The 13,128-nt window shown below is 68.3% G+C and carries 13 protein-coding genes; 5 read left to right on the plus strand and 8 right to left on the minus strand.

From position 1 onward, the window contains the following. Positions 1 to 12 precede the first annotated feature (12 nt). The 3 genes from WDZ95_RS13595 to WDZ95_RS13605 all read right to left on the minus strand — a co-directional run bounded on the left by WDZ95_RS13595 (position 13) and on the right by WDZ95_RS13605 (position 3,274). A complete protein-coding gene (locus WDZ95_RS13595) occupies positions 13 to 1,509 on the minus strand; it encodes an aldehyde dehydrogenase (RefSeq protein WP_166228450.1) in 1,497 nt (498 codons plus the stop codon). Positions 1,510 to 1,610: 101 nt separating this feature from the next. Further along, positions 1,611 to 1,976 carry a RidA family protein gene (locus WDZ95_RS13600; RefSeq protein WP_166228452.1) on the minus strand — a complete coding sequence of 122 codons (366 nt, stop codon included), beginning with the start codon at positions 1,974 to 1,976 and terminating at the stop codon, positions 1,611 to 1,613. Between the two features lie 80 nt (positions 1,977 to 2,056). Then, complete coding sequence (locus WDZ95_RS13605; protein WP_166228454.1) at positions 2,057 to 3,274, minus strand: ABC transporter substrate-binding protein; 1,218 nt, start codon at positions 3,272 to 3,274, stop codon at positions 2,057 to 2,059. A gap of 224 nt (positions 3,275 to 3,498) precedes the next feature. Between WDZ95_RS13605 and WDZ95_RS13610 the strand changes: the two genes are divergently transcribed. The 3 genes from WDZ95_RS13610 to WDZ95_RS13620 all read left to right on the plus strand — a co-directional run bounded on the left by WDZ95_RS13610 (position 3,499) and on the right by WDZ95_RS13620 (position 6,609). Beyond that, positions 3,499 to 3,942, plus strand: coding sequence for a PaaI family thioesterase (locus tag WDZ95_RS13610; RefSeq protein ID WP_425779211.1), 444 nt, complete (start codon positions 3,499 to 3,501; stop codon positions 3,940 to 3,942). A 154-nt stretch (positions 3,943 to 4,096) separates the two neighbouring features. Further along, positions 4,097 to 5,020 (plus strand): LysR substrate-binding domain-containing protein, encoded by a 924-nt coding sequence (locus WDZ95_RS13615; RefSeq protein WP_166228458.1) that lies wholly within the window; start codon positions 4,097 to 4,099, stop codon positions 5,018 to 5,020. Next, on the plus strand, positions 5,020 to 6,609 hold the full coding sequence (locus WDZ95_RS13620; RefSeq protein WP_425779213.1) for a class I adenylate-forming enzyme family protein: 1,590 nt from the start codon (positions 5,020 to 5,022) through the stop codon (positions 6,607 to 6,609). The genes WDZ95_RS13615 and WDZ95_RS13620 overlap by 1 nt, the downstream gene beginning before the upstream one ends. 5 nt (positions 6,610 to 6,614) lie before the next feature. On the opposite strand, the gene WDZ95_RS13625 is transcribed toward WDZ95_RS13620, so the two are convergent. From WDZ95_RS13625 to WDZ95_RS13645, 5 genes are read right to left on the minus strand one after another with little or no spacing between them, the layout of a single operon-like run. After that, the gene (locus WDZ95_RS13625; RefSeq protein ID WP_166228462.1) at positions 6,615 to 7,436 is read right to left on the minus strand and encodes an alpha/beta fold hydrolase; all 822 of its coding nucleotides are present in this window, start codon (positions 7,434 to 7,436) and stop codon (positions 6,615 to 6,617) included. Then, complete coding sequence (locus WDZ95_RS13630; RefSeq protein ID WP_166228464.1) at positions 7,433 to 8,422, minus strand: branched-chain amino acid ABC transporter permease; 990 nt, start codon at positions 8,420 to 8,422, stop codon at positions 7,433 to 7,435. Before WDZ95_RS13630 ends, WDZ95_RS13625 begins: the two co-directional genes overlap by 4 nt. A gap of 1 nt (position 8,423) precedes the next feature. Next, positions 8,424 to 9,308, minus strand: a complete 885-nt coding sequence (locus WDZ95_RS13635) for a branched-chain amino acid ABC transporter permease (RefSeq protein ID WP_166228466.1) — start codon at positions 9,306 to 9,308, stop codon at positions 8,424 to 8,426. 8 nt (positions 9,309 to 9,316) lie between these two features. Further along, positions 9,317 to 10,024 (minus strand): ABC transporter ATP-binding protein, encoded by a 708-nt coding sequence (locus WDZ95_RS13640; protein ID WP_166228468.1) that lies wholly within the window; start codon positions 10,022 to 10,024, stop codon positions 9,317 to 9,319. Position 10,025: 1 nt separating this feature from the next. Continuing rightward, positions 10,026 to 10,796: an ABC transporter ATP-binding protein gene (locus tag WDZ95_RS13645; protein ID WP_425779216.1), complete on the minus strand. Its 771-nt coding sequence runs from the start codon at positions 10,794 to 10,796 to the stop codon at positions 10,026 to 10,028. Positions 10,797 to 11,041: 245 nt separating this feature from the next. Here WDZ95_RS13645 and WDZ95_RS13650 point away from each other — a divergent pair, with 245 nt between their 5' ends. Together WDZ95_RS13650 and WDZ95_RS13655 are read left to right on the plus strand one after the other, a co-directional pair. Then, complete coding sequence (locus tag WDZ95_RS13650; protein ID WP_166228472.1) at positions 11,042 to 12,160, plus strand: aromatic ring-hydroxylating dioxygenase subunit alpha; 1,119 nt, start codon at positions 11,042 to 11,044, stop codon at positions 12,158 to 12,160. After that, complete coding sequence (locus WDZ95_RS13655) at positions 12,157 to 13,122, plus strand: PDR/VanB family oxidoreductase (RefSeq protein ID WP_425779219.1); 966 nt, start codon at positions 12,157 to 12,159, stop codon at positions 13,120 to 13,122. The genes WDZ95_RS13650 and WDZ95_RS13655 overlap by 4 nt, the downstream gene beginning before the upstream one ends. Positions 13,123 to 13,128 lie beyond the last annotated feature (6 nt).

Consider the following 13,128-nt stretch of genomic DNA (forward strand, 5'->3'; position numbering starts at 1 on the left):
CTCATCGCGGCGTCAACCCAGCTTGAACGGATCGCGCAGGTTGCCGCTCAGCTCCACCCACACGGTCTTGGTTTCGAGGAAGGCGTCGAGCCCGTCCTGCCCGTTCTCGCGGCCGATGCCGCTGTGCTTGAAGCCGCCAAAGGGCGCGAACGGTGCGGTGACGCGGTAGGCATTGACCCAGACGCTGCCGGCGCGCAGCTGCGTGGCCACGCGGTGCGCGCGCTGCACGTTCTGCGTCCATATGCCGGCGGCCAGGCCGTAGCGCGTGTCGTTGGCGATGCGGATCGCTTCCTCTTCGGTGTCGAAGGTGATCACCGACAGCACCGGCCCGAACACCTCCTCGCGCGCGATGTCCATGCCGTTGTGCACCTGGGTGAGGATCGTGGGCTGCACGAAGTAGCCGCCCAGCGCGTCCTGGCGGCCGCCGTAGGCCAGGCAGGCCCCTTCGGCCTCGGCCGCCTTCACCATCGACAGGATCTTGTTGAACTGCTGGCCGGTGGCGGCCGGTCCCATTTCGCTGGCCAGGTCCAGCGGGTCGCCGAGCTTGATGCTGCGCGCGCGGGCCACCAGCCGCTCGACCACCTGGTCGTGGATGGATCGGTGCACCACGAGACGCGAGCCCGCCATGCAGGTCTGGCCAGTGGCCGCGTACACGCCGGAGATGACGCCGTTGACCGCCGCCTCGATGTCACAGTCCTCGAACACCACCTGCGGCGACTTGCCGCCGAGCTCGAGCGACACGCGCGTGAGGTTCTCGGCGCCGGCCCGTGCGATGGCCTTGCCCACGCCGTCCGAGCCAGTGAAGCTGATCTTGTCGATGTCGGGGCTGGACACCAGCCAGCGCCCCGCGTCGGCCCCACCCGTGACGACGTTGAAGACGCCTGGCGGAAACCCCGCCTCCTCCACCAGCTCGGCGAAGCGCAGCGTGGACACCGGGGTGTGCTCCGAGGGCTTCACCACGAAGGTGCAGCCGGCAGCGAGCGCCGGTGCGAGCTTGAACATCATGAGCAGGCAGGGCGAGTTCCACGGCGTGATGGCCGCGACGACCCCGATGGGTTCCTTGCGCGTGAAGGCGATGAAGTTGGGTCGGTCGCTGGGCAACACGTCGCCCTGGCTCTGCGTGGCCATGCCGGCGTAGTGGTACATCCACTGGGGCAGGTAATTCCACTGGCCGAGCATCTCGCGCAGCAGCTTGCCGTTGTCCATCGACTCGATGCGCGCCATGCGCTCGGCGTCGCGCGCGATCAGGTCACCGAGCTTGCGCATCAGCGCGGCCCGCTGTTGCGGCGTGGTGCGGCGCCACGGCCCGTTGTCGAAGGCGTCACGGGCAGCCGCGATGGCGGCTTTCACGTCGGCTTCGCCGGCATCGGGAACGGTGGCCCAGACCTGCTGGGTGTAGGGGTTGAGGCTGTCGAGCGTGCGGCCGCTGCTGCCATCGACCCATTGCCCACCGATGTACATCTGCAGGCGTTCGGTGCGGGCGTCGGAAGGGGAGGTTCGGGTGTCCATCGTGGTTCGCAAATTGAATGGCCAGGAAGTGGCTGCGTGCAGTCTAGGAGGGCGGCCTCGACGCGGCGAGCGATTGTTTTTCATCGCCGCATGAGGGGGTCTCATTCGGCGGTGGTCACGGCAACCAGCTGCAGCTCGATCAGGCAGCCATGGTGCAGCTCGGGCACCGGCACCACGGCCCGCGCCGGGCGATGCGGGCCCAGCACCTGCGCATAGACCGCATTGAATGCTGGCCAGTGGCCAACGCCCGCGAGGTAGGCGGTGCACTGCACCACCTGGGGCCAGTCGCATCCCGCGGCCTGCAACACCTGATGGCAGCGCTGCAACACGTCGCGCACCTGCGAATCGAAGTCCGGCAGGGCGGGGTCGGGCAGCATGCCCGACACGAACACGAAACCGTTGGCCCGCACGGCCTGCGCGTAGTGGCCTGCGGGCGCGGGCAGGCCGGGCGCCTGGATGAATTGCATGGGATGCTCCTGAACGAAAACGCCGACCCCACCCGCGGCGGAGGTCGGCGTGCAAGGGACCGGGGATCAGTGCGCCGCGATCACTTCCACAGCGCGCACTTCGATTCGGCCTTGGTGTTGAAGGCGTCTTCGCCCTTCACCGTGGCCACCAGGTTGTAGTAATCCCAGGGGTACTTGGATTCGGATGGCTTCTTCACCTGCATCAGGTAGTAGTCGTGCACCATGCGGCCGTCGGGGCGGATGTAGCCGTTCTTGGCGAAGAAGTCGTTGATCTTCGCGGTCTTGAGCTGCGCCATGACCTTGTCGGCGTTGTCGGTGCCCACCGCCTTCACCGCGTTGAGGTAGGTGGTGGTGGCCGAGTAGGCCCCGGCCTGCAGCACCGAGGGCATGCGCTTGGTCTTCTCGAAGAAGCGGCGCGACCAGGCGCGGGTTTCCTCGTTCAGGTCCCAGTACCAGGCCTCGGACAGGTACATGCCCTGGGTGGCCTGCAGGCCCATGGTGTGGGTGTCCGAGATGAACTGCATCATGGCGGTCATGCGCATGTTGCGGTTGACGCCGAACTCGGCGGCGGCCTTGACCGAGTTGTGCAGATCGCTGCCCGCATTGGCCAGGCCCAGCACCTGCGCCCGCGACGCCTGCGCCTGCATCAGGAACGAGGAAAAGTCCGACGCCGACACCGGGTGGCGCACCGAGCCCTGCACCTGCCCCCCGGCGGACTTCACCACCTCGGAGGTGTCCTTCTCCAGCGAATGGCCGAAGGCGTAGTCGGCCACCAGGAAGTACCAGGACTTGCCGCCCGCATCCGTCACCGCCCGGCCGGCCACACGCGCCTGCGCGATGGTGTCGAGCGCGTAGTTCACGGTGTAGGGCGTGCACTCCTCGTTGGTGAGGCGGGCGGTACCGGCGCCCACCGAGATGTAGACCGTCTTCTTCTCGGCCGACACCTTGGACATGGCCAGGCCGACGGCGGAGTTCACCCCGCCCAGCAACAGATCGACCTGGTTCACGTCGATCCACTCCCGCGCTTTGGTGGACGCGATGTCGGGCTTGTTCTGGTGGTCCACGAACATCAGCTCGATCTTCTTGCCATTCACCTGACCGCCGAAGTCGGCAATCGCCATGCGCACGGCCTCCACGCCACCCGCGCCGTCGATGTCGGAGAACAGGCCGGACATGTCGGTGGCGAAACCGATCTTGACCACGTCTTGCGTGTACTGCGCATGCACCGGTGCGGCCAGGCACAGGGCGGCGCCCAGGAAGAGCGCGGACTTGGCGCCGGGGAAGGATTTCATGTTCATCTCCTGCTGCGTGTTCGTGAATGGAGCCCGGGGGGCGCACGCAGGCCTGCGTGGGCTTGGTCGGGTGCGGCGGAGAGTACTGGTGGGGTCCGGGGCGTGCGAGCGATAGTTTTTCATCCGGCCATGAGAGCCCCTCATTCGCGCACACGGCGGGTGAGAACGCCTCATGACGCCATGAATGGGTTTCAGTGGTGAAGCGCCGGCGCTGTGCCTAAGCTTTTCTCATGCAAGCACCGCGATCCCCCCACGCCGGCTCAGCCCACCACGACGCGCCCGAGTCGGTGGTCGACAACCCGTTCCTCGAACTGATCGGCGTGCGGCAGACGCAATGGTGCGAAGGCTATGCCGAGTTCGAGTTGCCGGTTCAGCCCTGCCTGCTCAACCGGCAAGGCGTGCTGCAGGGCGGCGTGCTGTCCACCCTGCTGGATGTGGCCTGCGGCTACGCGGGTCTCTACAGCCCGCCGGCGCACGAACCCCTGCACGGCCACACCGTCTCGCTCACGGTGAACTTCATCAACAAGGGCGCCAGCGGCGTGGTGGTGGCCAAGGGCTTTCTGGTGCAGCGCGCGCGCACGCTGTTCTTTGCGCGCGGCGAGGCCTGGCTCGACGGCACCCTGCTGCTGGCGAGCGCACAAGGCAGCTTCAAACTCACGGGACGCGCGCGATGACCGCTCACCGCGCCGCGCCGGGCCCAGCCTGCCGCTACCATTGCGCCGCTGGGTCAATAGGGAATGCAGGGTTGGAAGAGCGCAGGGATCATCCCGCGCCGACACATCGACGCCGGACGGAAGAAGCCGGGCCGCAGCACTTGAGAGCACCCGCATGAGACCCTTCATTCCTTCCTTGCAGAGCCTGCTGGCATTCGAGTCCGCAGCGCGTCACCTGAGCTTCACGCGCGCCGCGCAAGAGCTGTCGGTCACGCAGACCGCCATCAGCCACCAGATCAAGGCTCTCGAGGACCGGCTGGAGATCAAGCTGTTCACCCGCAAGCGCAACACCCTGGCGCTCACCCCCGCGGCCACGGAGTACCTGCGCTCGGTGAGTGAAGCCATCAGCATGCTGGCCATCGCCAGCGACAACACGCGCAAGAAGGTGGTGAACACGGTGCTGGTCATCGCCTGCCTGCCGGCCTATGCGGTGCACTGCCTGATCCCGCGCCTGCCCGATTTCCAGCGCCGCCACCCGGACATCACGGTGCACCTGTCCACCAGCGCCAACTTCGACGAGTTCGACAACAACACGCACGACGTGTCGATCCGCTACGGCTCGGGACGCTGGAGCGGCATGCGTGCGGACCTGCTGCACGGCGAGACCTTCTTCCCGGTCTGCTCCCCGCAGTTGCTGGAAAGCCTGGGCAGCGAGGGCAGCGAGGCGGAGCGGCTGGCCCGCTTCGTGCGGATCCGCACCTACTTCTACTCGCTTTACCAGGACGACTGGCCCGCCTGGCTCGATGCCGCGGGGCACAGCCATGTGCGTTTCGCGGGCGAGTCCGTGTTCCAGTTGCAGCTCACCTCGCAAGCTGCGGCCGTGGAAGGTATGGGCCTGGCCATCGGACGCACGCCGCTGATCGACCGCGACCTGGCCCGGGGCACCCTGGTGGCCCCCTTCGGCACACGCGTGGCGTCCAGTTCCAGCTACTTCCTCGCCTCGACCGCGGCCAAGTCCAAGCTGCGGCGCGTGGAGCTGTTCCGTGAGTGGGCCCTGGCCAATCTGAGCCTGCCGAAGGCAGACGGCGCCAGCGCCTGATGCCGCCGTCCATGGAGCGCTGCGACGCCCTGGTCGACTGGCAGCCGGTGGAGTGCCTGCTGGCCGCCCACGCGGCCAGCAGCCCACGGCGCCCGGCCCTGGTCGACGTGGATCGGGACCAGTCGCTGGACTTCGGCGAGCTGGCGCGCCTGGTGGACGGCGTGGCGCTGCAGCTGCGGGACCTCGGCGTGCACCGCGGCACGCGCGTGGTCCTGATCGCCGACGGCCCGATCGAGACGCTGGTTGTCTGGCTCGCGCTGTGGCGCCTGGCCGCCGTGGTCTGCCCGTTCGACATTTCGCAGATCGGCGCGGCCAGCACGCAAGCCGCATTCAACACGCTGCAGCCGGCGCTGGTGCTGCACGGCCAGCGCATCGGGGTGGTCGACATCCCGGCCAGCGCCGTGCCCTGCGCGCGCTTCAGCCAATGGCCACCGGTGCCGGGCCAGGCCACGGCGATCACGCTCACCGCGGCCGACCCTGGAGCCGCCGCCCGGCTGCGGGGTCTGGGCCCGACACCCGGGGATGTCGCCGCAGCCTGCTGCACCTCGGGCAGCAGCGGTCGCATGAAGATCGTGATGCATGACCACGCCTCGTACTGGCTCAACGGCCTGGTCAGCAGCGCACTGCTCGACCTGCGTGGCGACGACCGTCTGCTGGACTACCGCTCGCTGAGCTGGTATTCGCCGCAGATCCTCACGCTCATGCCGTTTCTCCAGACCGGGCTCTCGTTGTGCCTGGCGCGGCAGTTCTCGGCGTCGCGCTTCGCCGACTGGATTGCGCAGCACCGCATCACCGTGGCGGCCGGGGTACCCACCGTGCTGAATATCCTGCTGAGCCAGCCGCTCGAGCGCCTGCGGGCCAGCGCGCAAGGCCTGCGCGTGATGTCGTCGAGTTCGGCGCCGCTGGCCCAACGCACCTGGGAACGCTTCGAGCGCGAGACCGGCATCACCGTGCTCAACCTGTACGGTTCGTCCGAAGGCGGCTGGATCTGCGGCAATCGGCTGGGTGACCGGCGGGTGGGCACTGCCGGCAAACCGGTGCCCGGCATCGCCTTGCGCATCGTGGACGCGACCGGTCGCACGTGCGCGGCGGGCGAGCCGGGCGAGGTGGTGATCGAAGGTGCCAAGCTGGCCCTGGGCACGCTGCAGGCCGATGGTGCGCTGCAGCCGATTCGCGGTGGTCGCTTCGCCACCCGCGATCTGGCGCTGCGCGACCGCGATGGCTTCGTGCGCCTGCTGGGTCGCATGGACGATCTCGTGATCCGCGGCGGCGTCAAGCTCTCGCCTGGCGAGATCGAGGACGCCTTGCTGCAACACCCGGCGGTGGCCGAGGCCGCGGCCGTGGGCGTGAGCGATCCCATCTACGGCCAAGAGGCTGTGTGCTTCGTGGTGCTGCGAGAGGGCAGCCACACCGACACCGCCGCACTGCTCGCGCACGCGGCGGCGCTGCTGCCGCGCGAGAAGCGGCCCAAGGCGGTTTGCGCGATCGACACCCTGCCGCGCAACGCGCGCGGCAAGTTGCGGCGCGACGCGCTGCGCGCGCGCTGGCACGACATGGAAGGCGGCGCGCCCGAGGCGCCGGGCGCCTGATCGGCTCAGGCGGTCTCGACCAGCGTCAGCAGGCGCATCACCATGTTCGCTACGGCGTCGGGGCGCTCGATCTGCACCAGGTGACGGGCCGAGGGGACCACGGTGAGCCGTGCGTCGAGGATGCCGCGCTGCAGCGCCTGCGACATTGCCACCGGCGTGGCGTAGTCCTCCTCACCCACGAGGATGGCCGTGGGCACGCCGATGCGCGGCAGCAGGTTGCGTCCGTCGAAGCGGCCCAGCATTTCCGACATCGCTGCGAAAGCGGGCACATCGTTGCCCAGAAAAGTGTGCACGCAGCGCTCCACCGCATCGGGTCGCGCGACGCGGAAGGCGTCGGTGAACCACCGCGTTTCCTGGAACGGGATCATGGCCGCCAGCCCCTCTTCCCGGGCCCGGCGCGCGCGCGCGTTCCACGTCATCGGAGCATCCGGGCCGTACCAGGCCGTGGTGTCCACCAGGCCCAGCGCACACAGCCGGTCGGCGTGGTCGGCGGCGAACTGCAGCGACACACAGCCCCCGAGCGACGCCCCGACGAGCACGGTGCGCTCCCACCCCAGGTGATCCAGCACGCCACGCAGGTCGCGGGCCAGGCGCTCGGTGCCATACGGCGGCGGCGGCTTGTCGGAGCGGCCGTGCCCACGCAGGTCCAGGCAGAGCAGGCTGGCGCTGTCGCCCAGGCGTTCGGCCACCGGTGTCCACAGCGCGTGGTCCATGCCCAGCGAATGCAGGAAGGCCACGCGGGGCCGCGCGGCCGAGACCTCGCGCAGCCGGAAGGCGATGCGCGTGCCGTCGTCGGCGCGGGCAAACTGCAGGGCAGCTTCGCTCATGCGCCGTCCTGTCCGGCTGCCGGCCGGCGCTTGCCGGCACGCAGGCCCATGATGCCGCGGCGGAAGGCCAGCACGCAGAAAATGAACATCACGCCCATGGCCGTGGTGACCGACTGGCCCAGGGCCGTGAACCCCTCCCACCCGCTGAGCTGGGTGAGCAGGCTGCCGAACTGCCCGAGCTTGCCTTCGAGCAGCAGCACCAGCGTGGAGCCGACCACAGGACCGAACAGCGTGCCCACGCCGCCGATCATGGTCATGAGGATCACCTGCCCCGAGGTGAGCCAGTGCACATCGGTCAGCGTGGCAAAACCGAGCACCAGCGTCTTCAAAGAACCGGCCAGCCCCGACAAGGCCGCCGACAGCACGAACGCGGTGAGCTTGACGCGGTTGGCGTCGTAGCCGAGCGAGGTGGCGCGCGCCTCGTTCTCGCGCACCCCCTTGAGCACCTGGCCGAAGGGCGAGGTCGTGGTACGCATGATCAGCAGGTAGGCAGCCACCACGATCGCCACGGTCACGTAGTACATGTTGAGGTCGTTGCGCAGGTCGATGAGTCCGAACAGCGTGCCGCGCGGCACGCCCTGCAGGCCGTCCTCACCACCGGTGGCGGGTGTCTGCACCGCGATGAAGTACACCAACTGGGCCAGCGCGAGCGTGATCATCGAGAAGTAGATGCCCTGACGCCGGATGGCGATGGCACCGAACACCCATCCCAGCAGCGCGCCGGCTGCGGTGCCGGCGATCAGGCCGACCTCGGGCGGCCAGCCCCAGGCCTTCATGGCGTGGCCGGCGAGGTAGGCCGATCCCCCCAGGAAGGCCGCGTGTCCGAACGACAGCAGCCCCGCGTACCCGAGCAGCAGGTTGAAGGCCGAGGCAAACAGCGCGAAGCACAGCACCTTCATGACGAAGACCGGGTACGCGCCGAGCAGCGGGGCCACCAGCAGCCCGACGAGGACGAGGCCGTAGCCCCAGCGATGCAGGCGCTTCATCTCAGCGCTCCTTTCCGAACAGGCCGGCAGGCCGCAGCAGCAGCACCACCACCATGACCACGAAGACCACGGTGGCGGACGCTTCGGGATAAACCACCTTGGTCAGACCTTCGAGCACACCCAGCCCCAGGCCGGTGAGGATGGAGCCCATGATCGAGCCCATGCCGCCGATCACCACCACCGCGAAGACCACGATGATCAGGTTCTGCCCCATGAGCGGCGACACCTGCATCACCGGTGCGGCGAGCACCCCCGCAAAGCCCGCCAGGGCCACGCCGAAGGCGTAGGTGAGCATCACCATCAGCGGCACGTTGACGCCGAAGGCCTCGACCAGGCGCGGGTTCTCGGTGCCGGCGCGCAGGTAGGCGCCGAGGCGCGTCCGCTCGATGAGGAACCAGGTGCCGAAGCACACGGCCAGCGAAGCGACCACCACCCAGATGCGGTAGTTGGGCAGGAACATGAAGCCCAGTTGCGTGGCCCCCTGCAAGGCGGGCGGCGGGCTGTAGGGCAAGCCCGAAGCGCCGTAGATGGCGCGCAGCACACCTTCGAGCACGAGCGTGACGCCCAGGGTGAGCAGCATGCCGTAGAGGTGGTCGAGCTTGTAGATCCAGCGCAGCAGCAGCCGCTCGATCGCGACACCAAACACGCCCACGAGCAAGGGTGCGATCACCAGCATGGCCCAGTAATTGATGCCGAACTGGTTGAGGCCGACCCAGGTGAGCACCGCGCCGAGCATGAACAAGGCGCCGTGCGCGAAGTTGATGACGTGCAGCAGGCCGAAGATGACGGCGAGGCCCAGGCTGAGGATGGCGTAGAACGAGCCATTGACCAGGCCAAGCAACAGTTGGCTGAGCAGAACGGAGGCGGGGATATCGAACAATTGCATGGCTTTGCTCACACGCCCAGCAGCTCTTGCAGCTGAGGCATCCTGGCATTCAGTTCTGGCGCGGCAAAGGCTTCCACCACGCGGCCGTGCTCCATCACGTAGAAGCGATCGGCCAGCGGCGCGGCAAAGCGGAAGTTCTGCTCCACCATGAGCACGGTGTAGCCCTTGGCACGCAGCGTGCGGATCATGGCGGCCAGTGCCTGCACGATCACCGGCGCCAACCCTTCGGAGATTTCGTCGAGCAGCAGCAAGCGCGCACCGGTGCGCAGGATGCGACCGACAGCCAGCATCTGCTGCTCACCGCCCGACAGGCGTGTGCCCGGGCTCTGGCGCCGCTCGGCGAGGTTGGGGAACAGCTCGTGGATTTCCTCCACGCTCATGCCCCCGGCGGCATTGCGCAGCCGCGGCGGCAGCAGCAGGTTCTCCTCCACCGACAGGCTGGCGAAAATGCCGCGCTCCTCGGGGCAGTAGCCGATGCCCAGCGGGGCGATCCGGTGGGTCGGCAGGCCAATGGTCTCGCGGCCAAACACCTCGATGCTCCCGCGGCGCGAACCCGTGAGTCCGAGAATGGCGCGCAAGGTGCTGGTGCGCCCCGCGCCGTTGCGCCCCAGCAGGGTGACCACCTCGCCCTCGCGAACCTCAAGGTCCACGCCGTGCAGCACATGGGATTCGCCGTACCAGGCGTGCAGCCCGGTGATGCGCAATGCGGTGCCCATCTCAGTGCACCCCCTGCAGGCTGGTGGCTTCGGACCCCATGTAGGCCTCAAGCACGGCCGGATTGGTCGACACGTCGGCGTAATTGCCTTCGGCCAGCACGGCGCCGCGCTGCAACACCGTGATGGTGTCGGCGATCGTCGAGACGACGTTCATGTTGTGCTCCACCATGAGCACCGTCCGGCCCACGGCCACGCGCCGGATCAGTTCGGTGACGCGGTGCACGTCCTCGTGGCCCATGCCCTGGGTGGGCTCGTCCAGCAGCATGAGCACCGGGTCCATCGCCAACGTGGTGGCGATCTCGAGCGCCCGCTTGCGGCCGTAGGACAGGTTGACACAGGTTTCATTCGCGAACGGCGCCAGCCCCACCTCGTCCAGCAGCTCGAGGGCCCGCGCGTGCAGCGGACGCAGCGACGCCTCGCTGCGCCAGAAGTGGTACGTGGTTCCGAGCTGGCGCTGAAGGCCCAGGCGCACGTTTTCGAGCACTGTGAGGTGCGGAAACACCGCCGAGATCTGGAACGAGCGGATCACGCCGCGGCGGGCGATGTCGGCGGGTGCTTCTCGGGTGATGTCATGGCCATCGAACACGATGCGGCCATCGCTGGGCTCGAGGAACTTGGTCAGCAGGTTGAAGCAGGTGGTCTTGCCCGCGCCGTTGGGTCCGATCAGGGCATGGATCGTCCCCCGGCGCACGGTGAGGTTCACGCCGTTCACGGCGGTGAAGCCCTTGAACGCTTTCGTGAGGTGTTGGGTTTGCAGCAGGATCGGGCTCATCGGCGGTGTCTCGAATGGGCGCGGATACTAGCCACGGGGTTCGGGAGGCGCCAACGAGAGTTCTTCATGCGTGCATGAGCGAACCTGTGGCGCTGCCGCCGAGCCAACAGTCCACCTCATGACCGCATGAAGAACTCTCGCTTGCGACGCGTTCGGGCGCTGGGCTAGCCTATCGGCATCCCGGTTTTCCGCCGGGCGGGCCCGCCCCCGCTCCGCCCTCCCCCCAGAAGAGACAAGGACCTTCCATGAACCAGGCCACCACCGCTCCCGCCACCGAACAACCCCTGGTCCGTGCCGCCATGCCGGCCAAGGCCGCCGACCGCTTCATCCGCAACACGTGGTACGTGGCCATGTGGTCGGCCGACCTCGAGCCCGGCAAGATGGTGGCGCGCACCCTGCTCAACGAGCCCATCGTGTTCTTCCGCAAGGAGGACGGCGGCATCGCGGCCATGACCGACCGCTGTTCGCACCGATTCGCGCCGCTGTCCATGGGCAAGCTGATGGCGGGCGACCGGGTGCAATGCATCTACCACGGCCTGGAGTTCGGCGCCGATGGCAAGTGCGTGAAGAATCCGCACGGCAACTGCACCATCCCGGCCGCGGCCCACCTCAAGGCCTACACGGTGGTGGAACGCCACACGCTGTTGTGGATCTGGATGGGCGACAAGACACCCGACCCGTCGAAGATTCCGGACTACAGCTGCCTGGACGACCGGCCGGACCTGCACATTACCCGCCCCGGCTACCTGTCGGTGAAAGCCAACTACGAGCTGGTGGTGGACAACCTGCTCGACCTCAGCCACACGTCGTACGTGCACGCGGGCATCCTGGGCAATGCCGATACCGTCGAAGCCGACATCAAGGTGGAGCAAACGGGCGATGTGGTGGCGGTGAGCCGCCCCTCGAAGAACGCCGACACCCCGGGCATTCTCAAGATGATGAGCCCGCCCGGCTTCGAGCGCGGCGACCAGTGGAGCACGATCAGCTGGTATGCGCCCTGCTACATGATCCTGGAGTTCGGCGTGAGCAAGCCGGGCGAGCCCAAGGAAAAAGGCACGGGCTACTTCGCCCTGCACCTGCTCACGCCGGAGACCGAGCGCACCACGCACTACCACTACTCCGCCGCGCGCTGGAACGTGCTCACCGAGGGCGACGAAAAGAACAGCGCGATCCGCGACAAGATCTTCGAGATGCGCACCTTCGCCTTTGCCGAACAGGACGTGCCCGTGATCGAGGCCCAGCAGCGCCTGATGGACCAGTCGCGCACGCCGCTCTCGCCCGTGCTGCTCGCCATCGACGCAGGCCCGACGCGCTACCGCCGCGTGCTCGACCGCCTGCTCAGCGAAGACGCACGGCCGCAATGAGCGCCCCCCATGACGGCGAACGCATGAGCGTTCGCATCGCGCGGCGCGAAGCCGCCGCCACCGACATCGTCGCGCTCGAGCTGGTGCCTGCCGACGGTGGCGAGCTGCCGCCTTTTGATGCGGGCGCACACCTGGACGTGGAGGTGGCCCCGGGGCTGGTGCGCCAGTACTCGCTTTGCAACCCGCCGGGCGAGCGCCACCGCTACCGGCTCGGGGTATTGCGCGATCCGGCCTCGCGGGGCGGCTCGCTCGCGGTGCACCGCGACCTGATCGAGGGCCGGCTGCTGCAGGTCGGCCGCCCCCGCAACCAGTTTGCACTCGCCAGCGACGACCGCCCGGTGGTGCTGGCGGCCGGGGGCATCGGGATCACGCCGCTGCTGGCCATGGCGCACGCACTGCACGCGCGGGGCACGCCGTTCACGCTGCACTACTGTGCGCGCAGCCGCGACCGTGCGGCCTTCGTGGCCGAGATCGAGGGCAGCGGCTTCGGCGCTGCGCTGCGGCTGCACCTCGACGACGGCCCCGACGCCCAGCGCCTGTCGCTGGACGCCCTGTTCGCCGACCGCCAGGCGCACGTGTACTGCTGCGGACCGGAAGGCTTCATCGCCCACGTCAGCGCTGGCGCGGCCGCCCGCGACTGGCCGGCGGACCAGATGCATGTCGAGCATTTCAAGGCCGAGGTGGAACAGTCAGGCGGCGCCTTCGCCCTGGAGGCCCGCCGCAGCGGCGTGACCGTGCTCGTGCCCGAAGGACGCAGCGCCGCGCAGGTGCTGATGGAGGCGGGGGTGGCGGTGCCGCTGTCGTGCGAGCAGGGCATTTGCGGTACCTGCCTGGTGGCGGTGATCGAGGGCGTGCCGGAGCATCGCGACGAATACCAAACCGACGAAGAGAAAGCGGCCAACACGCACATGACGCCATGCTGTTCACGGGCGCGCTCGGCGCGCCTGGTGCTCGACCTCTGAAACCGG

The organism is Hydrogenophaga sp. T2 (assembly GCF_049843535.1).
Lineage (GTDB): Bacteria > Pseudomonadota > Gammaproteobacteria > Burkholderiales > Burkholderiaceae_C > Hydrogenophaga > Hydrogenophaga crocea.

Coding starts and splice junctions, on each gene's coding strand:
- WDZ95_RS13595 (WP_166228450.1), bottom strand. CDS start 1,509: ATGGACACCCGAACCTCCCCTTCCGACGCCCGCACCGAACGCCTGCAG.
- WDZ95_RS13600 (WP_166228452.1), bottom strand. CDS start 1,976: ATGCAATTCATCCAGGCGCCCGGCCTGCCCGCGCCCGCAGGCCACTAC.
- WDZ95_RS13605 (WP_166228454.1), bottom strand. CDS start 3,274: ATGAACATGAAATCCTTCCCCGGCGCCAAGTCCGCGCTCTTCCTGGGC.
- WDZ95_RS13610 (WP_425779211.1), top strand. CDS start 3,499: ATGCAAGCACCGCGATCCCCCCACGCCGGCTCAGCCCACCACGACGCG.
- WDZ95_RS13615 (WP_166228458.1), top strand. CDS start 4,097: ATGAGACCCTTCATTCCTTCCTTGCAGAGCCTGCTGGCATTCGAGTCC.
- WDZ95_RS13620 (WP_425779213.1), top strand. CDS start 5,020: ATGCCGCCGTCCATGGAGCGCTGCGACGCCCTGGTCGACTGGCAGCCG.
- WDZ95_RS13625 (WP_166228462.1), bottom strand. CDS start 7,436: ATGAGCGAAGCTGCCCTGCAGTTTGCCCGCGCCGACGACGGCACGCGC.
- WDZ95_RS13630 (WP_166228464.1), bottom strand. CDS start 8,422: ATGAAGCGCCTGCATCGCTGGGGCTACGGCCTCGTCCTCGTCGGGCTG.
- WDZ95_RS13635 (WP_166228466.1), bottom strand. CDS start 9,308: ATGCAATTGTTCGATATCCCCGCCTCCGTTCTGCTCAGCCAACTGTTG.
- WDZ95_RS13640 (WP_166228468.1), bottom strand. CDS start 10,024: ATGGGCACCGCATTGCGCATCACCGGGCTGCACGCCTGGTACGGCGAA.
- WDZ95_RS13645 (WP_425779216.1), bottom strand. CDS start 10,796: ATGAGCCCGATCCTGCTGCAAACCCAACACCTCACGAAAGCGTTCAAG.
- WDZ95_RS13650 (WP_166228472.1), top strand. CDS start 11,042: ATGAACCAGGCCACCACCGCTCCCGCCACCGAACAACCCCTGGTCCGT.
- WDZ95_RS13655 (WP_425779219.1), top strand. CDS start 12,157: ATGAGCGCCCCCCATGACGGCGAACGCATGAGCGTTCGCATCGCGCGG.